This is a genomic window from Streptococcus mitis (assembly GCF_000722695.1).
GTDB lineage: Bacteria > Bacillota > Bacilli > Lactobacillales > Streptococcaceae > Streptococcus > Streptococcus mitis_O.
In genome coordinates, this window is sequence record NZ_JPFU01000013.1 from 69,060 (window position 1) to 92,685 (window position 23,626).

Below are 23,626 nucleotides of genomic sequence, written 5' to 3' on the forward strand. Positions count from 1 at the left end.
TAGGTTTATATATTTTTCAAGAAAATTATAGTTTTTCGGAAAGATGTTATAAAGCTTTTAAAAAAAGACTTAAACCTGTATAAAACGGATATAAATCTTTGGAGTTATTATTGTGAATCATTATCTAGTGCTTTTTCTAGTTTCCAAATACTAAACCAGAATGAAATAGTCAACAGAATAAGGAAAATAATAAAGAACTCACCCACTAAACTTCTGTTCATTCTACATAACTGAAGAGCTATATAAGGAGCCATGAGATACAAAATACATTGTATAATTGCTATCGTTTTCTTTTTCATGATTCTTAATCTTACTGTATAGATTAAATACAGTAAACTCCTTTCTAGCTTTTATGGTTTACTATTTCTAACTTAATTATAGTCTTATTTTACCAAAGTTCAATTATTTGTATGTGAAATGCCTCATCAGTAAAAAATAACCGATCTCATTACTGAGAATCGGTTTTCTAATGTATTTATACTCAATGAAAATCAAAGAGCAAACTAGAAAGCTAGCCGCAGGCTGTACTTGAGTATGGTAAGGCGAAGCTGACGTGGTTTGAAGAAGAGTATTAATCAAATGTTTACATAATGTAAATTATGTAAAAAGAACTACAACAACAATTCTTTGACTTTTCCAATTTCACTTTTGGGGATAACCAGATGAATCATATCCCCCAGATACATTCTTGTTGAGCCGTTAACTGTTTGGCTCTTGCCATTATGGACTTGGGTGGTGATGAGTACGTTATGTGGCAAGTTGAGTTCGTGTACTTGTTTTCCTGCTATTTTATCTGAAACAGGGATTTCAATAAGTGTGACTTCTCCTTCATCTGACGCTTCTTCAGGCAGCATTTTTTCCAACATAGCCTCATAGACTGGAGCACCCTTGAGCAGATCCATGATGATGTAGGCAACTAGGGTCACAAGTCCGAGTGGCATGAGGTTGCGAATATCTCCTACCATCTCAGTTACGAGTATCATAGCAGTTAAGGGAGCCTTAGAAATGGCTCCAAAATAGCCGCTCATTCCCAGAATGACAAATATAGGGAATTGCTCCTGACTGACAAGTCCAAGATTGACACAAATAACACCAACTAGGGCACCGAGTAAGGAACCTAGCGCCAAAATTGGTAGGAAAATTCCTCCTGGAAGGCCACTTCCATAGCTAATCATGCTCCAAACAAAGCGAATCAAAAAGTAAGCTAATAGAACTTGGAAACTAAAATCTTGCTCAGTTAGGGAAAGAACCAGCTGGTTTCCACCACCAAGGATTTGGGGTAAGAAGATTCCAACTGGTATGATGAGAAAGAAAGCTAGAATTGGATAATAAGCTCTATCCAAATGGATTTTTTGACCAAGCCAGTCATAAACTCGACCAACATTGAGTACAGCTTTTTCATAGAGAAAACCAGATAGTCCCAGAAAAACTCCCATAAGGAGATATATCCAATACTGATCTAAGGACATAAGTGGAATATTGTCTGGCATATCCAGTACGGGTGTTAGGCCAAATATGAGTAAAGAGACAAAGTTTGCTACGAGACTGGCTGCTAGAGTTGAGACCCAGAAAAAGCGTGAAAAATGGTGATAAACTTCTTCTACGACAAAGAGAAGTCCAGCAATTGGTGCATTAAAGGCTGCGGCTAGCCCTGCGGCAGCTCCACTGGCAATCAGAGAGCGTTCCTCTACTGGACTGGATTTGAGCCATTTGGCAATACCTTTACCACCAACCGCTCCGAGTTGAATACTTGGCCCTTCACGCCCCAGCATGAGTCCACTTGCAATAGCCAAAATTCCTAGAATATATTTTTTCCAAAGAACTCCCCACCAGTTGAGACTCATCAATCCCTTTAATTCGGCTTCGACTTGAGGAATTCCTGAACCTTTGATATCTTTTTCTGATCGAGTTAATTTCGCACTGAGCCAACAAACTATTAAATAAAATAGACCAATGATAAAAAGATTGCGCACTAGGTGCGCTTGATCTTGATAAAGTCCTTGTATCAGGTGGAAGCCTTTTTCGATTGAAAACCGAAAGGATCCGACGATGATCCCTACGACGAGACCAACAATGATTCCTCGTCCAACTTGGGATAATATAGTACTTGAGGCAAAGGCAAATTCTTTCTTGGAACTGAGTGTTTCTGACTGTTCCTCCATAATCATTCCTTCTAACTTAACTTTCTTTTTCTCCTGAAACCAGTGATTTAACGGGTTCAAAGCTGGTTCGGTGAATTGGGGTAACTCCTAGTTTTTTGAGGCCTTCTAGGTGTTTAGCAGTTCCATATCCTGCATTAGCAGTAAAATCATAGCCAGGGAACTGCTGATCGTATTCCTTCATCAATTCATCACGTGTCACCTTGGCTACTATAGAAGCTGCTGCGATCGAGAGAGAATTAGCATCACCCTTGATGATAGAGGTTTGTGAAATTGGCAACTCCAACTTCATGGCATCAATCAAAAGGTGTTGAGGTTGAGGACTGAGCTGGGAGATTGCTTCCTGCATGGCCAGTTTGGTTGCTTCATAGATATTGACTTGGTCGATGACTCTATTATCCATGATACCAATGCCGATTGCCAAGGCTTGGTCTTGAACGGCTTGGAAAATCTCCAGATGTTTCTTTTTAGGGATTTTTTTGCTGTCGTTGAGACCTTTAATCTTACAATTTTTAGGTAAAATAACGGCTGCAGCGACTACAGGTCCAGCCAGAGGACCACGGCCGACCTCATCAACACCAGCAATTAAGGTCAATCCTTGCTTATAAAGTTCTTTTTCATAGGAAAGCATGGATTCCAAGCGAATATCCTCATCCAATTCAGCCTGAATGGCTTTTTTACGCTTGCTGATTTCCTTTTGAACTCCAGAGCGATTGTCCTTTTCAAGATCTAAAAAAATAGGGTTATCAAGGTTCTTGACTGTAGCAAGGAGTTCTTTGATTTCTTTAATCGTCGCCATCGAGGTCTTCCAATGTATCTAAGGTATCTAAGGTATAGTTACCGAGTTTGCCATCGCGAACTTCCTTCACGAAGAGACTGTAAAAACGGTCATAGTCGTCACGGAAACCGAGGGCACGGGTCATATCCATAATGATAACAGGCGCTTCTTCTTCAATTTGCATCTGTTTGAAGCGTTCAGCCAGCTTTTCTGGATAATGTTCTTTGAAATAATTGAGACCAAAAATGGTCACCTCATCCATAGGAAGCAACTGGTCTTTGATAGCTCCTGTCAAGGCTAGTTTAAGAGCAACAGTTTCATCTTCAAACTTAGGCCAGAGAATCCCTGGTGTATCCAAGATTTCCAAATCTTTATTGGTTTTAAGCCACTGTTGTCCCTTTGTAACCCCTGGTTTGTTTCCGACAACGGCAATCTTCTTACCAGCCAAACGGTTCATGAGAGTTGATTTACCAGCATTTGGAATCCCAATAATCATGGTACGCAGGGTTTCAATCTTGATACCACGTTCTTTTTGGCGAGCAATCTTATCAGCCATGAGTTTCTTAGCAGCATCGGTTACAACTTTTACAGTTACTTGCTCTTTGGAGTTGATAGCTAGCGTCTGGATTCCTTGTGATTCAAAATACTGACGCCATTCTTTGGTCATTGCTGGATCGGCCAAGTCTGCCTTGTTTAAAATCAAAAGTTTTGGTTTGTCACCAACAATCTTGGTCAACATAGGATTTTGACTAGATAAAGGTAAGCGTGCATCTACCAAAATCGTCACAAAATCAACAAATTTTAAATTTTCCTGCACCTGTCGACGAGCCTTAGACATGTGACCAGGAAACCATTGAATAGTAGCCATTGAGTTTTTTTCCTTTCGTAGCAAGGGTTTAGAGCCCCTATTTTATTTTACTATTGTCTAAACACCAAGCGAACACCAAAACTACCATGCAATGGAAAAACCTCTGATTTGATTCTCACTTGATTTCACAATCTTTATATCAAACTGTGGGTGGTATTTGACAATATTTTTTTGATTTTTAATAGTAAATTTGAAACAATATTTTTAGGTGAGTAACGTAGACTAAGATGTAACAAGTCTTTGAACTCATCAACACTTAATTCTACTTTATTGCTATTATCACTAGTTTCAATGAATTTTTCAATCATTCTGGAATATTTACAGGTATAACTTTTCAATTCTTCAAAATGGAAATTGTGATTTTCTACAAATTAATTTAAGGCTTTTACAGTATTTTCTTGTGAACGATTTATATTATGTGTATAACCCATTGTTGTCTCAAAGTTAGCGTGTCCTACTCTAGTCATAATATCTTTCACTGCTATGTGCATCTCATTACTTTGAAGGTAACTAATATGCATATGCCTAAACGAATGGGGAGTAACATGTTTTACCCACTTAAAACCATAGTCACTTAAACAATTTGTCAATAATTTTCCTTCTATTCATTTCAAAATTTGACGAAAAGTGCTTGATGTTATTGGAGAGCCGTATTCTGTTCTAAATACACTTTCAGAATGTGTAAAAGCAGGACAGGGATGTTTCTCCATATAAGCATCAAACTCTTTATTTCTCTGTATTGTCCTTTTAATAGCTTCGCTTGCAGCTTCAGGCAAAGCTACTTCTCTAATTGAATTGAGTGTTTTAGTTGTATCAAAATGAAATTGTTCAACTTTTAAACAATGATATTGAAGTGCCTTATCAATATGCAAGATTCCTTTTTCAAAATCAATATCTGATGGTAAAAATGCTGCTTCACTAATTCGAATACCTGTAAGCAACAATACTATAGCAAGATCATAATAGTTTGCATTTCTGCATTGGCGTAACACATCAAAAAATGCATGTAATTCATGGATTTCTAGAAATTTAGAATCATGTCTTTCTTTTGCTTTACGCCTTTTCTCTAGTGAAATATCTAGTTTTACCGCAGTCATTGGAGAAAACTTAATGACATTATATAACACACCATGATTAAAAATCTTATTACAAGTACTTTTTATATGAGTCATTGTTGAAGGCGATGCATCATATATTTCTAAATATTTATTGAGACTATTTTTCATCAGAAGTGGAGTAATCCTATCTAACAAAAAATCATCTCCTATAATTTTCCCAAGTCGTTTCATAACCAGTAGTTCTCTCTGAATTGTTTGTGGTTTAACAGAGACACACCAAGTCTGAAACCAATTTTCTTTTAACTCTCCAAATGTTGTAATCAGTTCAGGGCTAAACTGACTTTCAAATGAAGTAGTTAGTCTATCTATTTTATCAAGAACCTCTCTTTCAGCTTGTCTCCTCGCCCTACTAGTATTCTTAGTATAACTTACAGTTACTGATTTCCACTTTCTTGTTAGTGGATCTTTGTACTTTTCAACCACTTGATATAAGGGTTGCCCTTTTGAATTTGTTTTAGTTACATAATACATAATTTAATTCATCTTAACTCTTAAAAAGAAATAAATCATTGTTGTATAGAATAAATAACTACCCTATATTATACCATGACTTCCTTATTTTGTCCGCTTTTGCTTCCATCTTAAGAAACTTTCGAATCCTTCTAGATTAATGAAAACAAGTTTATGGGTTGAGTTAATTACATACATGGAAAATGTTCTGTTTTCTCGCATTTCTTTAATCCATCTGTTCAATGTATATTGATTTAAACCATCCCATCTTTTTAGAATTCCTTTCTTATCGGCCCATTCTGCAATGGAATTTTCGACAGATATATATTTTATATTCATGTCATCATCCTTCCTAAAAAATATTTTTACCTCCATGGCATGACTGATGAAGTCATCATAAGAATTACACTTGCTGCTCTTTTACGATGGCAGCCTGAACGGTCAGAAGTATCATTGTATATCATTTGTATCATGGCATATAAAGTATCACTTTATTTTATTGATGGTTTTAATATCGCTCTTATCATGGCGAGCCATTCAAAACTGCTCCACAAATGAGGAAAGTACCATTTTGGACTATTCAATTGTCAAAGAACAAATAAAAAATCTCCTCATTTTCACACTCTATGAAATTGAGGAGATTATTTTCTAAAGCGAATTTTATCAGGAAAATCTGTCAATCCCAATAGATAGTCTGTACTGACATCGTAAAAGTTTGAGAGAGTTACCAATACATCTGCTGTTAACGTATGCTCACCCCGTTCAATTTTAGCATAAGCTGAGTTTGTAAACGAAAGTATTTTAGCTATTTGTTTTTGGGTCAAATCGTGATCTTCCCTCAAATCTCTCAAACGTCTGTACATCTAGCTTTCTCCTGAGAAAAGTATAAATATAAAACTAAGAAATCATTCAAAGTGTCCAAACTGGACATTTTGAACTAAGATTAATTTATTAAACATATCTCATAAGCATATCTATTATGGGTAAGACAATATTAAAAAAGACGGTCAAAAAACAACCTGACTCCACTGGAATTCAGGAATCAGGTCGCTTAAGATTTTATATTATTTACTGTCTACTTGACAGGGAGCTGTTCACCAATGGGAATCTCTAGCTTTTTTGTGACTGAGAACTATTTTGTCTCAGACTTCTTCAATACACCTTGTTATTGGGAATTTACGGAAGGTTAATGAATTATTTAAAATAAAAGTAAAGAGAAACAAACAGACACTCTATAGCTGTTAGACGTTTTTTAGAGTAATAACAACTTGATAAAGTGAATACAATTTGCTTAATTAAGCGTAAAAAACCAAAATCGTAAAGTCAATTACTTTTAAGTCATGACTCACGTTTTATTGTTTCATTGTTAATCGTATTAAATTATTTAATTTTCGAGCAACATTTAAACTAGATTTTGTTCTTTCAATTTTATTAGTTTTGGAAGAAGGGAAAATTCAAATCCCATAATCCAGATACAAACTAATAATTTAATACCTAAGCTTGTAGTTGACTGAATTGCTGTATAATAATAAGTTGCAGGTATAAATATATTCCAATCACTCTGAAACGTGGTTAAAACAATAAGTATCAGCAAAATATTAGGTAGGGCCTTAGCTAAAATGGAATCAAATCTTATACAGCAAATTTGCATAAAGATAGCTATAGGTAAAAATAAAAGAAATGACATTATATTGGGAAATATTATATTTGGAAATAACATATCAGTTCCCATACCACCTAATTGAATTAAAGAAAAAATTGTATAAACAAAATAACAAATAAAACATCTTACGATATTTATCGTTACTTTTATATAGATGATTTTCGCGAGATTATTAGTGTTAATCACCATGATATTCCAACCATTATTATTATCTTCAATCAATGCCTCTCTTAGATTTTGATACAAAATTTGTATCGGAAAGATCATTAGCATATATATTACAGTGTGTAAAACATACCAATACTTATTATAAGCAAGTTCTGAGTATGATGCTGAAATATCTAAAATATATGTTTTTATAGCTAGAATGACTAGAATCTGAATACAGATGTCAACAATAATAAATAAAAATATTTTACTCTTAATCAATTCATTTTTAAGTAACTTCATTTTTATTACCTATTAAAGTTTCATCTCAAAACTTCTTTCGTTCAATTTACGAATTAATATATAAAAAAGTACGATGATTATTATATTAGATAGTAAAATCATATAAAATTGACTTTCAGTCACTCTAAAAGCATGAGAAAGATAAGTAAATGGTAAGTAAATCTTAAAATTATAATCGTTGTAGTATATGCTAATTGTTAATATCATCATTATAATACCAATTGGTATTATTCCAGAAATTTTCCTTATAAGTACTAAAGTTAGAAAATATAATAACATTATCATCAACGAGGAAATTAATTGAATGGTAAATGTTTTTAAAAAGAAAATCAAACCAATCTCTAAACTGTTATCAATAGCCTTCCCAATAACGTATAAGCTAATATAATCAGACAACCAAAAAGTAAATGTGTAAACCACTGTAATGAGTAATTTAGAATTTATTGTGTACTTGTTTCTAAATGGCAATGAAATTACGGTTAACCATGCATCATTTTTAAATTCTACTGCAAACACTTCGTAAATTATTAAAGATAGAACTAAATAAAATAGTTCAGAAAAATAAAATATTGTTTGTTCTTTAAAAATTAACTGCCAATTAGATAAAGCAAGTTCATTTTGATGCACCAATAAATAACCTCGATACCTAAAAGTTAAGTCTATATATAACAAAGCATTCAGAATTATTGGAAAAATAATAACAAACCATAAGATGCTTTTTTTCTGCTTTAGAAACTCTAATTTAATCATATTCACCTCCAGCTAAACAAGCTAAGTAGGCTTCTTCCAGATTTCGACAATTATACTTTTGTAAAAGGTTGTGGCAAGAACCAAAAAATTCAACTTTCCCATAATTTATAATTATAATATCAGATATCACTTTATCCAGTTCACTAAGAATATGACTTGATATTAAAAATGTAATACCTTTTTTCTCCTGTAGAAAACGGATTAAACTTCTAATTTCAATTACACCCTGTGGATCAAGTCCATTGATTGGTTCATCCCAAATTAATATTTCTGGACTACCTAACAATGATGCAGCTATACTTAGACGTTGTTTCATACCCATTGAAAAATTTTTCACTTTTTTCTTTTTAACATCTTTTAATCCTACCATTGATAGATATTCATTAAGTCTTTCAGTATCTAAACTAAGCCCTTTCATATTTGCTATTAACTTCAAATTTTTATAAGCATCAAGATGACCATAAAATGAAGGTCCCAAGACTAATCCTATCCTAGATAATATATTTTCGGAATTCTGTTCTACGGTTTGATTAAAAATAGTTATTTTCCCAGAATCTGGTTTTAAAATCCCTAGAATCATTTTGATAATTGTAGTTTTTCCAGCCCCATTTGGTCCAACAAAACCATATACTTTTCCCTTATTTAAATAAAATGAAGTGTTATGAATAACTTCAATATCTTTAAATCTTTTTGTTAGATTTATAATTTCAACTATAGCCATCTCTACTCCTTAGTTTACAGCAAAAAATTGTGCTTAATTCTTATTGTTTTTGTAAAAAATCAGCGAACCCAATACTATTCCATTCAACAAGCCTAAAGAAATACCATATTCAACTGGAAAATCTAAAAAAATTGCAAATACTATTCCAATCATCACCCCTAGTGAGGCTGCTGTTGAAATTACATATTCATTTACTTTCTTCATTTTCTTTACACCTCATTTCCTTTTTGTATATAAGCTGTAGTACTCTCCACCAAGAGCCATTAAGTACTTATGATTTCCTGACTCAACAATCTTACCACCTTTCATTACAAAAATAATATCCGCATCCTTAATCGTTGACAATCTATGAGCTACAATTATTTGAGTACAGCCCTGACTTTTTATATACTTTGTTATTCTTTCCTCATTAATAGTGTCTAATGCACTAGTTGCTTCATCTAAAATTACAATACTAGGATTATTTATTAATGCACGTGCCAGTGCTATCCGTTGTCTTTGACCACCTGAAATATTTGAACCCATCTCTGAGATGATAGTATTAAATTTCATCGGCATAGCCATGATTTCATCATAGATTTGAACTGCTTTACAAACTTCCTCTATCTTTTGTGAAGTAACTTCGTGCTTTAAAGTTATGTTATCAAGAATACTTCTGTTCAATAAAAACGAATCTTGTGGAACTACTCCTAAATTTTGACTTAATATTTTTTTATCTATTTGATTAATATTTATACCATCAAATAAAACTTTTCCTGTATCAATCTTATATAATCCTGATAGTATTTTTAATAACGTACTTTTTCCTGACCCCGATTGACCGACTAGTGCAATTCTCTGTCCTGACTCAATAGTCAAATTTAAATTTTCTATTACAGGAGCTGAGTCTTTGGAATAAGAGAAAGATAGGTCCTTAATATCTATTCTACCTTCTAAAGAACACTTTTTAAGACCATTTTCAACATTCTCTTCATTTTCAAGCCAGATATCATTTACTCTATTTAAGTATCCTGCTGCCAAAATATACTGCGTATAAGCATTAAATATTGAGATTTCTGAACTAAATAAAATTGATGCCATAGTTTGAAATGCGACAACCTCACCCAATAAAATTTTTCCATTTAAAACATTATCAAGTCCAAAAATCAATATAATTATAGGAGCGAACAATTGAAATACATTAGTAGCTGAATTGTATAAAATATACACAATACTTCGTTCCTTATACTTTGTCAATACGTTTTTTAAATGCTTAAACCAGTTTTCATATATTTCATCTTCTAATCCCGATATTTTTATTGAAGAAATAGTATTTAATGCTTCTGTTTCTACTGAGTAAATCAATGATTGTTCTTGTAATTCTCTATTAACCGTATCATACATTATTTTTCTAGTACTAAACAGAAACAAAAAATTGATTAAACTCAATATAAGAGCTATAATTGCTAGTGTTTTTGAACTAAGAAACATATATATTACAACACTTAGAATAATTCCAATATCTACTACTCCCCCAACAACTTGGTTAGTAAATAACTCCCTAAAACCACTAAGACTAGAGATTCTGTATAAAATATCTCCTTTTGCCCTGAGTTCAAAAAAACTATATGGTAGTTTAAGCAAATGCTTAAATGTAAAACTTTCAATATCTCTACTAAAAAATATATTAGAAAATAGAATTCCCATACTCCTAGCCAAGATAGAAATAAGGTACAAACAAAGTAGAGAAAATAAAATTAAAAACGAGGTTTGAAAAGAAAATGTATTACCTAATGCAGAATTAATAAACTTTGAAGTCATTACTGGTACGGAAAGTATTATTAAGTAACTTATTATTGAAAATAGCAACGTCAAAATCAATCGACCTTTTACCTTTGAAAAACTAGAGAATACTCTTATCCATGGTGAAGGAAACTGTGACTTCAAAGATTGGTAATTTTCGTTAGGAAATGATAGCAGTACTATATTACTAAAATGTTTTGAAAACTCCTTAAACTCATAATTTACATATCCTTTAGAAGGATCCATTATATAGACCTTATTCTTTTTTACTTTGTAAATAACTACATAATGTTGATTATCCCAAAATGCTATTAATGGTAACGGAAGTTCACTAATTTTATTTACATCTTTAACTTGATATGAACCAGTATCAAAATTTCGTTTATTCAATAACTGTTTCAAGTCACCTATACTATAACCATCTCTCCCTTTTTCTATATCACGTCTTAAATCTAGTAATGTCTCTTTGCTCTTATAGAAATGTAGTATGGACAAACAGCAACATAAACCACATTCTATTTGAGACATTTGCTCAATATTAGGTACTTTTCTAGTCATCATGTCCTCTTTAACTCTAGTAATAAAACATTCAGTAATCTATCATCTTGTTTTCGAGATATTTCATAGACAACTCCAGATACTCCTAGCATAAAAGAAAATGTATTCATAGTATTCAAATCCGTACTTAATTCTGGTTTGATAACCTGAGAAACGACATTATCAAAATATAAATCTATAGATTCTTTTATTAATAGGTTTTCTTCATCTTTCAATATTGCATCAAGACAACTGATAGTACCTACAGAACCATGACATAAATTCAATTCTCTTATTTTTTCTACATTAGATAATACATTTTCAATTATTGATAAATCATTATTCCCAATATTAGTTTTATCGAAAATTTCTTTTCTAGCTAACAAAATGCCCGGAGCTCCATAACACCAAAAATTAGGAAAGGAGTCATCATGATTTCTTCTTATATCTTTCCAATTTTTTAATATACTATTGAAACATTCATCTTCTTTATGTAGTAATTTCTCTATACATTTTAATATATCTGTACTAGGATTTATTTCATAGTAATATGATAATGACATTGCCACTCCAGAATAACCGTGTGCTAAACCTGTTACTGTTATATTATCTAATTGTGAAATACAATAATTAATACACTTTTTTAATAGTGTAAAAAGTTTTGAGCTATGTTCTATCTTATAAATATTACATAATAAAATAATTAAACTGGATATTCCTAAAAAATCAATTGGTTGATCTAACGGAATATCTTGTTTTTCTAGCATTGCTAAGTAAAACTTATATTTTTCATGATAGTCTGGTTCCGATGTTAGTGTAAAAAGGCAATAATATATATATATTACTGATCCAATGCCATTAAACGCCGAAAAGTTTCTATTTGTTTCAATTTCAATCATTGACTCGAACCCCTTTAGTAAACCATCCGCAACTATCTTATACTTTTCTTCGTTGAATTTTAAATATAGATAATATAATAGTAAAACTACTCCACCACCATCATACAGGCAATAAGAAACTGGTAAAATAACTTTCTTATCATCAATCTGACTAACAGAAGGAAGTATGCAAAACTCATTATTATTATTCCAAACGACTTGATGATTAACATAGTCGCCGACCTTTAATACTAGAGAATTTTCGTCATTAACAGGAATAATAAAATCGTGTAATGGGCTTTGATTTATGTCAGAGAAAGTCGTATCTTTAACTGTCGATAAAGATAAAAAAATCACATGCAACTGCTTTAACATATCCTTATTTCCCAGTTTTTGAAATCTTTCAAGTAGTTTACTTTGGATAGATGTAGCATAAAAATTACAAATTTTATTTTCCATAGAATAAATACTCAGACTATTAAATTTTGTATAAAAGTACGGTACATCTCCTTTCATTAAACTATTAATTTCAATTTCTACTTGCTTGCCTAAAGTACTGTCTAATTTATATGACGAGCTATTAAGTTTTTGAAATAGCTTTCTCTGATTTTTGATATCCGTAAGGTAATCTGGGTGAGTTGAAGCTTCTAAAAACTTAACATATACCATAGTTGGTCTTAGAACCTGTCTCAGATATAGAGGATATTTTTCTGACAATAATTTTATTTCTTCAATAAAATAATTCTTACGATTTTCAAGTATAGTATAACAAGCTTTGAATCCATCAATTATCTTACCATAAAATTTATTAGTTTCTTTTTTGACATTACTACTCGGAAGTACTACATGTACTTCTTTTAAATGAATATTATGTGAAAAATCATTTTCTATTGTAAATCTAGTAATATTTTCAGATAATTGTTGATAATTAGTCAGCGGACTTAAATCAAAATCAAATAAAGAGCTTTGAAAATTATTTGGTAACAATAATGTGTCTAAAACTGAGTCTTTGATAAACTTTTGAAATAGATCATGTACAGTTTCAGGGTTTTGAATAGTTGAATTCCTGTTGCAGTTTAAGTCTGGATTTGTAAATAAAGTCTCAGAATCAATAACAATCGGATAATTCTTACTCATTATTATGTTTTCTTTATGGAGATCTGTCACTTGCAGTGCATAAGCTATTGCAAGAAGTTCACCATATCTATAAAAGTAATCTTCGTAATCATTATCAAGATTACATTCTTGAAACTCTATAAACTCCTGCCATCCATAATTTTTTTTGAAATTGATTTAGGATGGTATAATTTTAAAGGTAAACTTCTATTAACTAAACTAAAAAAATTCTCCAAAAATACGTCATTATTTAATGAATGAGGCTTATATAAAATTTTATCATCATTATTATTTTTAAATATAACTGCAGTCTTTCCCCCGTTATGCCTATCACCAGTAGAAAGTACAATTTCTTTGATTCCATCATCAAAATTGAATCCTATACGCTCCTTAATTTCATCTTTATCTCTTCAGTACTAAGTCTTTAGATATCATCTAAAGACTTAGGTGTACACCTAAGCATCTTACCCACCAACAATGATGATAATATCCATCACCAAAACCAAAATCGGTAAAAATTTTGAAATTTTCTTCATACTTGGACTTCCTTTCCGTTTTTATTTATTGTACAATAAATAAAAACGGATTTAATTTTTGTTGGGAAAATGGGAAATTATGAAATCAAAACTTGGCATCACACTTAGAAAAGTTCGTAAAGGAAAACAAATTAGTCTATGCTCTGTAGCAGATGAACATCTTTCAAAATCACAAATATCTCGTTTTGAACGTGGGGAGTCAGAGATATCTTGTATTCGACTAATCAATATTTTAGACAAATTACATATTACTTTGGATGAGTTCCTTGTTTTACACAATGACGACTATACCAGTTCCGAATCATTTGCTAATCTAGTACAGTACATTCGTAAGCAATATTCATCACAAAGTATCAATAATATAGCATGTCTACTTTCTGATACTTCTGATTACACTCTAAATTCTTTTGAGAAAACAATGGTAAAATCTATTTTACACACAATGGATTCGAACATCATTCCATCAGATGAAGAGATTCTTCATCTGACAGACTATCTTTTCAAAGTTGAAAAATGGGGCTATTATGAAATCATTTTATTAGGTAACTGTGTACGCACAATTAACTACAACTCCTACTTCTTATTAACTAAAGAGATGTTAAATAACTATATTTACTCATCTCTGAATAAAACTAATAAGCAGATTGTCTCTCAGCTTGCTATTAATTGCTTCATTCTAAGCATTGGTAAGGAAGAATTTTCTAATTGCTCCTATTTAATTAGTAAGATAAAGACATTGTTGGATAATGAACTAAACTTTTATGAACAAACAGTTTTTCTCTATGCAACTGGTTACTTTGAATTTAAACGTTGCCAATCAACCAGTGGAATTGAAAAAATGAAACAAGCCATACAAGTCTTCGATATTTTAGAAGAAGATAAGTTAAAATTACACTATACTGACCATTTTAATAAACTAGTAAACAAAAAATAAATGAAATTATTCTCTATCTTTTAACGAATTAGTCGTAAATAATATTATTCTAGTAAGGCATTCTCGTGAAATTTTAGAACTGTAAATTTATTGGTATTAATAATTTTCACAAACAAATCCAATCTTCTAGCTATCTCCTCATATTTATTAATTTCATTACCAAGTTCCTGTTGTAATTTTAAAAATTCTGTATTGAGTCGATCTAACATTATTGATTCCGTCATGTTCATTTGGGCAAAATCATACTTAGCTAATTTTCTAGTCTCATGATCTTCACTCTTCAAATTGATAAGGACTTCCGCCATCTTGTTTAAGGTGGCGATTTTTTCTTGGGTTTCTTCTAGCTGCATATCAATCTCTGCAATTTCTAATACAAGCTCATCTTTGATTTCTTGGTATTGTTTGTTCGTGTTAGATAGTTCAATCATAAGATTAATTTCAGAAATCTTCTCTTGAAGACTTTTTAAAGTTGGTCGTCTATAGGGGAGTTTTTGGCTATCGTTGCTCAATTGTCTGATTAAGGTCCTACCCTTGATGAAACAATTATTATCCATGTTTTCTTTATTATAGACAAAGTAAGAAGACGTTTCTCGAATGTAGACTTTATATTTTTTATGATTGTCTTCCTCAAAAATATCTGGCTGGTAGTTAGGAATAAAGATGAGTCCACTCTGTTTGATACCAAACGAAACCTGGATATAGACACCATCATCAACCAACTTCTCTATCTGATTATCCGTAAGTTCAATCTCAAACTCATGGATAGCATCTCGTTTTTCCTTGTATTTCTTGAAGGCTTCCTCGATTTCTTCAGTGGAGACTTTCTCCTTATGCTGCTCCTCTCGAAAAGTCTGAAAATCTTCCTGAAGATTTTCTAATGCTTGAATATCTCTAACTTCTCTATCTTCAAAATAACGATTAAAAAATTGAACATCGTACAATTTCTTATCGCTAATTTTTTTATGACTCAGGCTTATCTTTTTGCCATCTTCTTCTAGGGTAAACATCACATTTTTCTGTTTTAACTCGATGGTTAGATTCAACTCTTTAGCCTTTACATGCAATTCTTCTAATGAATAAACAGACTTTAGTAAAAATTTTAAACGACTTTCAATCTCTTGTTTGGCAAAATATGTTTTAAAAAAGTCTTCATCATATAAATCTCGTTTACTAAGTTGGCGACCTCGAATTGGTTTTACCATCGTTCTATCTGTCATCAAAAAACGGCTATGCTTTTGACTAAAATCAATCTGAACATGCAACTGCTTTGCTTTCTCTAAAAAATCATCAAACGATTTAGATTGCTGCAGCAAAAAATAAAGACGTTGTTTCAATTCAAACTTATGACTAGATTCCCTATATTTTTTATAATCTCGATAGGAATAACGTTTCTCAATAATTTTTGCACCAGACACTTTAGAAATACGGTCAGAAATCATACGGAGATTTCGTTCCAAGGCTTAGTTCCATATCAACTTTTTATCTGAATTGCGGTCAATAGCATTGATTAGGATGTGATTATGAACATAATCTTTGTCTGTGTGAGTTGCTACGATAAACTTAAAACGACCTCCTGTCAATTCCATCATGGTCTCATAACCAATGCGGTTAATTTCTTCAGGTGTCAGATTATCTTCAGGAGAAAATGATTGGATGAGATGATGGGCATGAATCGTTTGTTGATGTTTTTCTTGTCGGTCGTTTCTGGATTCGTACAACTTGTCATTATTGCTGAAGTTGACATTGTACATCTCTACCATTTCTGCATGACTAGGGAAGTCCAAGTAATTGCTCATACCAAAATCAGATACCAATTTCAAATTGTCCGTTTTATCAGGGTTGAGAATATACTTAATTAAACGCCTACGATATTTTTTCCCGTGCGTCGCAAAGTGTTTAGTAACTACCATGAAACTCCTTCATTCTTTTCACCTCCACTTGAAATTCTTTGTCCACTTCCTTAATTAACTCTCCGATTCCTTTACTCAATTCTTGTAATTGGTCCTGAGAAATCAGATTGCTTTGATTAATCGCACGTGCAATTTGATTGATGTTATTTCCAATCCGTCTCAATTCAAAAACTAACTGGTCATAAGTATCAGTGTTAATCGTGACAAATGACATATTGGGATTAAGCAAAACTTTTCTGGCATAGACTGAGAAATTTTGACAATTGCTCTTAGTAATCTGTTCATTCAATTGGTGTAATTCTGGATCAGTTAGAAATACTTTTTTGAGATTGGTACGATAGCGATAAACCATTACATCCTCCTAACCAATATATTTTTCACGGAACTCACGACTGAGAGGCTGCACTTGATTCACTTCTGCAATCAATTCTTGAATGCAAGTCAATAAGATTGAGACGTGCTCTTGAGTCACTTGATGATTTTCTCTTGCGACAACCAGAACTTCATACACATCTCGACTAATCTGTTCAAACTTTTGAGACTGCCAAAGGGAGAACCAACTTTCAAAAATTCTATCCTGATAATTCTTTTTTAATAAATTTTGACGAAGAAATTCTGAGAAACTATCCACTTTTTGTTCCCTCATCATTTCTTTTATCTGTTTTTCTTCTTGTTTCGTGATTCTAAATTGCTTTCGGATTGACTTAATTTCTTGTCCCATTCTGATATCCCTTCAACATTCTACTTATCTGACAGTGTAAGTCTACCTCACATTGTCAGTACGCTTCCTAAAGACCTCACTTTCTTCTTGTTCGGTCTTTGTGATCTCAGATATTGTGTCCACAATATCCCAAAAATCATATCGCCAGCCGACCAAAACATTCTAGTTGTGACAGCCAACGATAAGATAACTTGGTGGCTTCGCCCCCAAATCCCCAGTAGAAAATCAACACTTGATTTTCTTAGGATGATATTAGGATAACAGGGAAGATTTGGAAAAGGTATCACAGCATGAAAAATGAGGGAAAAAAAAGAGAGCCTGAGCTCTCAGAAAACTATCTTAAATACTTAGCAAAATATTCTTTAAAGACATACGGTTCTAAACTCTTTTGTGAAAAACCTTTAGAAAGTTTAATACATTCTTTTGCAGTACCTTTTCCTGGTTGCAGATAAAATGCTCTAATCCTTTGAAGTAATTGTCCAGCACAAGAATGATATTCTTGATTTGTCATCTCATCTAATCGATTATCCACAGCTAAGGCAAATATATTCCCATAAAACATATCCTCTTCATATCTATGCCTAGTCATATAATCATTAATATCATAGAGCATAGATTCCAAATTTCTATAATTTGGTGCCCCTACTAATGCTCTACTCGCTCTATTTATACCATCAACATAGCTATATGCATCGTTTAGAGAATTAAAATCCCAAAACCTCTTAGAATCAAAATACTTATATTCTCTATCTAATTGTGATTTTAGTATTCGTAAAATAGATAATGCAGTACTCTTATCATTATTTTTAATTGCCATATAGGCTTCATTAACCCCATCATTATAAAAATCAATGTGTTGATTAATTTCAAAACCTAAAATACCAGTAATATCAAATTCCAACAATTTAGTGTCTAATGTAATCATATTTCCTCCTTACCAAAATTTACTCATCAACGAAAGACAAAATATCAACAATATCATCTAATTCGAAGTAATCTTGTGCTTTTTTAATAATCTGACTATCACTAGTCGGCATATAAACGATTAAATTTTTCATAGATCTAGTGATTGCGACATAGAATAATTTCTTCGTTCTATCTTGAACCTTCTCACTAGTAGCCCCCATACCAAATAAGGTATCAAAATTATATTGATTCCACCTTCCATTATCTAACAAAACTAAGACATTCTCATATTCACTACCTTTAACTTTATGCTGAGTTATGACAGATACATATTCTCTAAGATAAGCAATACTATTTATATATTCTTTAAATGGTAATTTCTTAAGTCGTAACCATAAATAATATCCTCTATTTTCAATAAAATTAGTAAATAAGTCATCCTTTGAAATTAATCCACTTCCCTCTGCAAGTTCTATGACTTTTCCAATTGTAATATCATCAACAGAGATTTTTGTCATAACTTCAGATAGAGTAATTTTATCTTCTGACGAAGTTATATTAAATTTAGTAATACGTAAAAATTCATTATGCTTACCTGTTTTATATAGATCTAATAGTTCATGGATTAGATCTAGTCTTCTAAGAATCCTATCTCTATCTGTACCCGCTTCATATCTACTGCTTGATCCATTAAATTTATATGCTAATAAAGAATCTTTGTTAACTTTACTCTTACTAATCACTTCTTCAAACGAATATGTTTTAACTTCATCATAAAAATCTAAAAGTTCTGGGGTAGATTTAACAACATCAATTATTAATGGACCACCCCTTCCAACAACTATTTGATCTTCTTCTACTAACTCTTCAAATGATTTTCCATCATCAATTACCTGATTTGTGTCAATTTTCTTCTTCAAATTTGCAACTAATTTCACAAATATGTCAGAATTATATAATTCAAATAACTTAGAGAAACCTGCCATTTCTGCGTTAAGTTTATGCGTCAGGCGCAATTCTTTTGTTTTTGAGGGTGCATTAAATTCTAACTCTCTATAAAGTTGACTACCTCTAAGAATTTCAAGTTGATTAATATCATTCCCATAGACAAATTTTACTGTTCCCGGAATGATACTCCCATTATCCATATTAGGTGCCGTATCATCGTCGGAGGGAGTTTGAATCAATCCATCATCTCTAAATTTATTAGCTAAATCAATAACTTTTTTAGGATTGCGACGATTTTGAGCTTTTGCTATCTTTTCCAAATTATATGAACTTAAATCTCCTATTCCTGAGTCATAGATGGCTTGCATAGAATCTCCAAAAAATCCCACAATATTTTTCTTTGTTCTATTCTGTATATATTCCAATAAAATTTTTACAACTAACGGACTAGTATCCTGGTATTCATCTACAAAAATATAATCAGCTATATCGATCAAAATATCGCATAACTTAGGATATGTAGAAAACATTTTTTCAGCAACTATTAAAATATGCTCATGACTAATTTGAACGCGATTATCAATTATACTCATTGAATAACGCTCATCATAATCTACACGAATGTTTTCAAAATAAGTATCTGTAAGTGGATCTTCACTCGGGTAATCAAGAGGTCTAATAAATGCTTTCTGCTCATCATCATTTATTAGATCAATTAAACAGCATTTTATTTCATTTTGAAATTGTTCTATGATACTCCAGATAAATTCATGAATCGTTGATACTTTTAATTTATCATTAGTTATCCGCTCTCTAATTTCAGCAACAGCATTGTTAGTATATGTAATACATACAATGGATTTATCTGGTTCATCTCTTGATATTTTTTCAATTATAGAAATTAATGAAAAAGTTTTTCCACTTCCAGCACCACCTTCAAGAATGAAATTTTTATCTTCTTTGATTGCTTCAAATACCTTTTCTACCTCTGGCTCTATTGTTCTCTCAACCATAATAATCCCTCCGAAATGTATTTAGGAACTTTCCAAGTATTTTGGTCATCTTCAAAATACAATAGACTTGATGCAAAGGCAGATTTTTTGTTCACTTTATCCCTAGCAAAATGATACAAATCGTAAATATCACTTTTACTAAAACTCTTAAGCGCCTCATATTCTATTAAATTCTCTTTATTATCTAAGATAAACTGACTATTCAAGCTAATAAAAGCATCTTCAAAACTAGCTGGCTGATAGCTACTCTCTGGATTGCCAATTTGATATGCGATACGAATGCTATTATCTGAATTGATTTTGTCTTCAAAACGTTTATTACTAACTGCTAAAAAATTATTATCCCCAGAAATATCAAAAAAATTTTTAATTGATGAATTTGAAGTAGTTGTTGCTTTTTGGGCTGAACAAGAAGTAAGACGACCGTTTTTTTTCTTCTTTACTGGATCAATGTCAGTAATAATCAATATTCTAAGCTCTAAAAATTCAAATAATTTCCTAAATACTTGTGAATGAGCACCTGTTTCAATAATAGAGATATTTTGCGAAAGCAAGGGCATGATAGTAGAATTTTGTTGAACTGGGTTAGCTACATCCACTTTTTTCATCATTGTTGGTAGTAAAATTCTTTCTGTATCACCTTCAATACAAATAACTTTATCAGAAAAAAATAATTCACTACTATTTAAAGTCAGATATTGCTTCACAAATTTATATCCGAGTCTATCTGTACCATATTCTTCTTTTAAAGAATTAAAAGCCTTCGCTGTGGCAGTACCATTATTGCGCTTAAAATAAATTAAATCATCAAAATCACAATCAGATACAATATGCGATGAATGAGTTGTAATTAAGGACTGGATGTCACATGCACTACTTTTTTCTTTAAGCTCCTTTACATGTTCTGCTAATAAATCTTTGATATTCTTGATAAAAATATACTGTAATTGTGGATGCGTATGCGATTCTGGCTCTTCAATATAAACTAGGTTAATATCTGCAGGGTCTTGTTTTATATCTGCCATTACAGTCTCAATTTCAAAAATTATTCCATATAGATTTAAATATCCCAAACCATTATATGTCTCAGGTAATAGACTATCATCATGTTTATAATACAACGTCGTATTATTACTTAAAATATCCTTCTCAGACAGTGATGAATAAATTGCCAACTCTGCTTCACTATTATTTCCACCAAATCTTTTTACTCGTTCAAAAACTGGAGTAAATATTCCTTCGTTACTATCATCACCACTATAAGCTTTCGTTAAAGTTTCATCCGCCTTTAAAATTGCAGATTGAAGTAAATTAATTGCATTACTGTCAATAGCTTCGCCATTATTTAATTTATAAAATCGATTTGACGTCTTAGACAATGAATGGTTATTTTCTTTATTAGATACTTCTCGACTAGCACTGATCCCTCTTACTTTAATAATTTTATGAACATCTTTCATTTCAAGTAAATCAGATTTTTCTTCTGTTAATTTTTGAGTAGAAGGATTGTATCCCAGTGAGTAAATCTGCATTTCGAAAAGTTTACTCATATTTTTCTTCATGAACGACTCAAATCTTGAAAAATCATCTATAAAATCACTAACTTGAAGATTTAAGTCACGAAGTTTTTGAATAGGGATTATATACGTAAATTCAAGAATAATAAAATTGTTATCGGGATTTAAATCCATCATGAATGTTTGGATATTTTGATACGAATCTATTTCCGAATATTGAATCCAAATTTGAAGACTAGTACCTAAAATAGGTTCCCAGTCTTTCTCAGAAATATCAGAAAATAACTTTACTTTTTCATAAATTTCTTTTCTATGACTTAAGCTAATATCTTCCCATGTTAAGGTATTACTAGAATTCTTATTGAATATCTTTTCTAACACAGATAAAACCGAAGTTTTACCACAATTATTTTTACCAACAATTAAAGATAAATCATTTTTCAACTCTAGAGAAAAATCCTTCAATAATCGATAATTTTGTACATAAATTTTTTTAATTTTCATAATTTCCCTCTCTATCTCTATCTCTATCTCTATCTCTATCACACAACTCTCTCAACCGTTCCTGTCCCACCTTCAACATCTCTTTCTCTACCTGACTCCACTCGCCAAACAGTAAGTCTTGAAGAATATCTGCTGCTGCAGTCTTATCTTCTCCTGAATCATATACACAACTTCTATCTCGTTGGTAAATTTGAATTCTTTCAAAGATAGCTAGTTCTTCCAATTGTCGTGTATTATCAACTAGATGATTTACAATGAAATCATGATGTTCTTTTGGTGTTGCGCGAGCTTGATTTGGATTAATAGCGTACAGTTCTTCGTATCGGACAAGAGTGCTCAGATAGGACAGCTTAGGTTTTGTCGCAATCAAGGCTAATTGTACTTCATATCCCTTATTTTTCAAGAGTTGTGCTGTTTTCTTTGGAATATCAATCGTTCGTAAAGTTCCCTCAATCAAAAGATTGTATCTCAAATGACTCAATTCGGTTACTAAAGACTCTACCATTTTCCCTGCAAAATCTTTGGTGTATTCTACACTATCTTTGCCATATTCTTGCTGCAGTTCTAAATAGCGTGGATGCTGAGAACGAAAACTATCGCCATCTATGATAACAATATTTCCTTGAAATTCTTTCTGTTTAATACGATGAATTGTAGTTTTACCGGCACCACTTTGCCCTCCAAGCAAAATCGCTATAGGTTGCTTACTGGACTTTTTTCCTCTTGTCAGAGAACAAAGATTCCGCGCTAGAGCATGTTTGAATTCACTATCGGTATAATCTTGGATTTCCATTAGGCTACCATTCGTTTTTCAGATATCTCTAACATACGTTCAATTCCATCCAAATAACCGCTATATCTCTCTATTTCATCGAAATTTTCTACTAAATAGATATTCGTATGAATCAAATCAGATAGATCATCACTCATTAAAATCCAAGGATTAGATTCATCATCAATGCTAATTCCCTGACTATCTTGATAACGATAGAGTCGTGATAATAGATTAGCACCTCTTTCCTTCACAATTTCAATTTTTAAAGTCAATTCATAATCTTCAACAGGATTCAGCATTTTATCTTCTCCTACAATATCGACATAAGATACATTAAACTTCTGACAAATGATATCTATTAGTTCCGTAGAGACTGAACTAGTTCCATTTTCATACCGACTTAAGCTATTTCGAGAAATTCCTATAATTCGGGCAAATTCGGGTTGTGTTAAGTCATGTATTTTACGTAAGGATTTTATGTTCTTTCCAATCATGGCAAACTCCTCTATTTTTATAATTCAATTATAGCATAAAAAAGCATAACGCACCAATTTTGGTGCGTTGTTTCTTGTTTTTCTAGTCTAAACTTTAC

Annotated in this window: 19 protein-coding genes and 3 pseudogenes; 1 reads left to right on the plus strand and 21 read right to left on the minus strand. The window is 31.8% G+C overall.

Translation table 11 applies throughout. The annotated features are described in order from the left end of the window. Positions 1-611: 611 nt before the first annotated feature. The 13 genes and pseudogenes from SK629_RS05680 to shp3 all read right to left on the minus strand — a co-directional run bounded on the left by SK629_RS05680 (position 612) and on the right by shp3 (position 13,806). Positions 612-2,162: a ClC family H(+)/Cl(-) exchange transporter gene (locus SK629_RS05680; RefSeq protein ID WP_042900981.1), complete on the minus strand. Its 1,551-nt coding sequence runs from the start codon at positions 2,160-2,162 to the stop codon at positions 612-614. A 16-nt stretch (positions 2,163-2,178) separates the two neighbouring features. Further along, on the minus strand, positions 2,179-2,958 hold the full coding sequence (locus SK629_RS05685) for a ribonuclease HII (RefSeq protein ID WP_042900982.1): 780 nt from the start codon (positions 2,956-2,958) through the stop codon (positions 2,179-2,181). Further along, positions 2,945-3,805, minus strand: coding sequence for a ribosome biogenesis GTPase YlqF (gene ylqF, locus SK629_RS05690; RefSeq protein ID WP_042900983.1), 861 nt, complete (start codon positions 3,803-3,805; stop codon positions 2,945-2,947). The genes SK629_RS05685 and ylqF overlap by 14 nt, the downstream gene beginning before the upstream one ends. Before the next feature lie 81 nt (positions 3,806-3,886). Continuing rightward, a pseudogene (locus SK629_RS05695) lies at positions 3,887-5,394 on the minus strand (tyrosine-type recombinase/integrase). An 84-nt stretch (positions 5,395-5,478) separates the two neighbouring features. Next, positions 5,479-5,712: a hypothetical protein gene (locus SK629_RS05700; protein WP_042900984.1), complete on the minus strand. Its 234-nt coding sequence runs from the start codon at positions 5,710-5,712 to the stop codon at positions 5,479-5,481. Positions 5,713-6,014: 302 nt separating this feature from the next. Next, on the minus strand, positions 6,015-6,236 hold the full coding sequence (locus SK629_RS05705) for a helix-turn-helix domain-containing protein (RefSeq protein WP_016397755.1): 222 nt from the start codon (positions 6,234-6,236) through the stop codon (positions 6,015-6,017). Between the two features lie 539 nt (positions 6,237-6,775). Further along, positions 6,776-7,486, minus strand: coding sequence for a hypothetical protein (locus tag SK629_RS05710; RefSeq protein ID WP_042900985.1), 711 nt, complete (start codon positions 7,484-7,486; stop codon positions 6,776-6,778). 12 nt (positions 7,487-7,498) lie between these two features. Then, on the minus strand, positions 7,499-8,236 hold the full coding sequence (locus tag SK629_RS05715) for an ABC transporter permease (RefSeq protein ID WP_042900986.1): 738 nt from the start codon (positions 8,234-8,236) through the stop codon (positions 7,499-7,501). Further along, positions 8,229-8,957 carry an ABC transporter ATP-binding protein gene (locus SK629_RS05720; protein WP_042900987.1) on the minus strand — a complete coding sequence of 243 codons (729 nt, stop codon included), beginning with the start codon at positions 8,955-8,957 and terminating at the stop codon, positions 8,229-8,231. Before SK629_RS05720 ends, SK629_RS05715 begins: the two co-directional genes overlap by 8 nt. A gap of 33 nt (positions 8,958-8,990) precedes the next feature. After that, the gene (locus tag SK629_RS05725; protein ID WP_000757485.1) at positions 8,991-9,161 is read right to left on the minus strand and encodes a hypothetical protein; all 171 of its coding nucleotides are present in this window, start codon (positions 9,159-9,161) and stop codon (positions 8,991-8,993) included. 12 nt (positions 9,162-9,173) lie between these two features. Next, positions 9,174-11,297, minus strand: a complete 2,124-nt coding sequence (locus tag SK629_RS11530) for a peptidase domain-containing ABC transporter (protein ID WP_080710225.1) — start codon at positions 11,295-11,297, stop codon at positions 9,174-9,176. Then, positions 11,297-13,665: pseudogene (locus SK629_RS11535) on the minus strand (type 2 lanthipeptide synthetase LanM family protein). Before SK629_RS11535 ends, SK629_RS11530 begins: the two are co-directional and overlap by 1 nt. A gap of 69 nt (positions 13,666-13,734) precedes the next feature. After that, entirely contained in the window at positions 13,735-13,806 is a 72-nt protein-coding gene (gene shp3 / locus SK629_RS12130; protein WP_001812431.1) for a peptide pheromone SHP3, read from the minus strand. Between the two features lie 79 nt (positions 13,807-13,885). Here shp3 and SK629_RS05750 point away from each other — a divergent pair, with 79 nt between their 5' ends. Further along, entirely contained in the window at positions 13,886-14,740 is an 855-nt protein-coding gene (locus SK629_RS05750; protein ID WP_042900990.1) for a helix-turn-helix domain-containing protein, read from the plus strand. Positions 14,741-14,784: 44 nt separating this feature from the next. Here the strand turns inward: SK629_RS05750 and SK629_RS11545 are convergent. The 8 genes and pseudogenes from SK629_RS11545 to pezA all read right to left on the minus strand — a co-directional run bounded on the left by SK629_RS11545 (position 14,785) and on the right by pezA (position 23,528). Then, positions 14,785-16,650 (minus strand): annotated as a pseudogene (locus SK629_RS11545) (SAG1250 family conjugative relaxase). Further along, positions 16,637-17,002 (minus strand): MobC family plasmid mobilization relaxosome protein, encoded by a 366-nt coding sequence (locus SK629_RS05770; protein WP_042900992.1) that lies wholly within the window; start codon positions 17,000-17,002, stop codon positions 16,637-16,639. The pseudogene SK629_RS11545 and the gene SK629_RS05770 overlap by 14 nt, the downstream one beginning before the upstream one ends. Positions 17,003-17,011: 9 nt before the next feature. Then, positions 17,012-17,371, minus strand: a complete 360-nt coding sequence (locus SK629_RS05775) for an SAG1252 family conjugative relaxosome accessory protein (protein ID WP_042900993.1) — start codon at positions 17,369-17,371, stop codon at positions 17,012-17,014. A gap of 334 nt (positions 17,372-17,705) precedes the next feature. Continuing rightward, positions 17,706-18,296, minus strand: coding sequence for a hypothetical protein (locus SK629_RS05780; protein WP_042900994.1), 591 nt, complete (start codon positions 18,294-18,296; stop codon positions 17,706-17,708). 19 nt (positions 18,297-18,315) lie between these two features. Then, a complete protein-coding gene (locus SK629_RS05785; RefSeq protein WP_042900995.1) occupies positions 18,316-20,238 on the minus strand; it encodes a UvrD-helicase domain-containing protein in 1,923 nt (640 codons plus the stop codon). Continuing rightward, a complete protein-coding gene (locus tag SK629_RS05790; RefSeq protein ID WP_042900996.1) occupies positions 20,220-22,259 on the minus strand; it encodes an ATP-dependent nuclease in 2,040 nt (679 codons plus the stop codon). Before SK629_RS05790 ends, SK629_RS05785 begins: the two co-directional genes overlap by 19 nt. After that, entirely contained in the window at positions 22,249-23,052 is an 804-nt protein-coding gene (pezT, locus tag SK629_RS05795; protein WP_050492356.1) for a type II toxin-antitoxin system toxin PezT, read from the minus strand. Before pezT ends, SK629_RS05790 begins: the two co-directional genes overlap by 11 nt. Next, positions 23,052-23,528 (minus strand): type II toxin-antitoxin system antitoxin PezA, encoded by a 477-nt coding sequence (pezA, locus tag SK629_RS05800; protein WP_042900997.1) that lies wholly within the window; start codon positions 23,526-23,528, stop codon positions 23,052-23,054. The genes pezT and pezA overlap by 1 nt, the downstream gene beginning before the upstream one ends. Between the last annotated feature and the right edge of the window lie 98 nt (positions 23,529-23,626).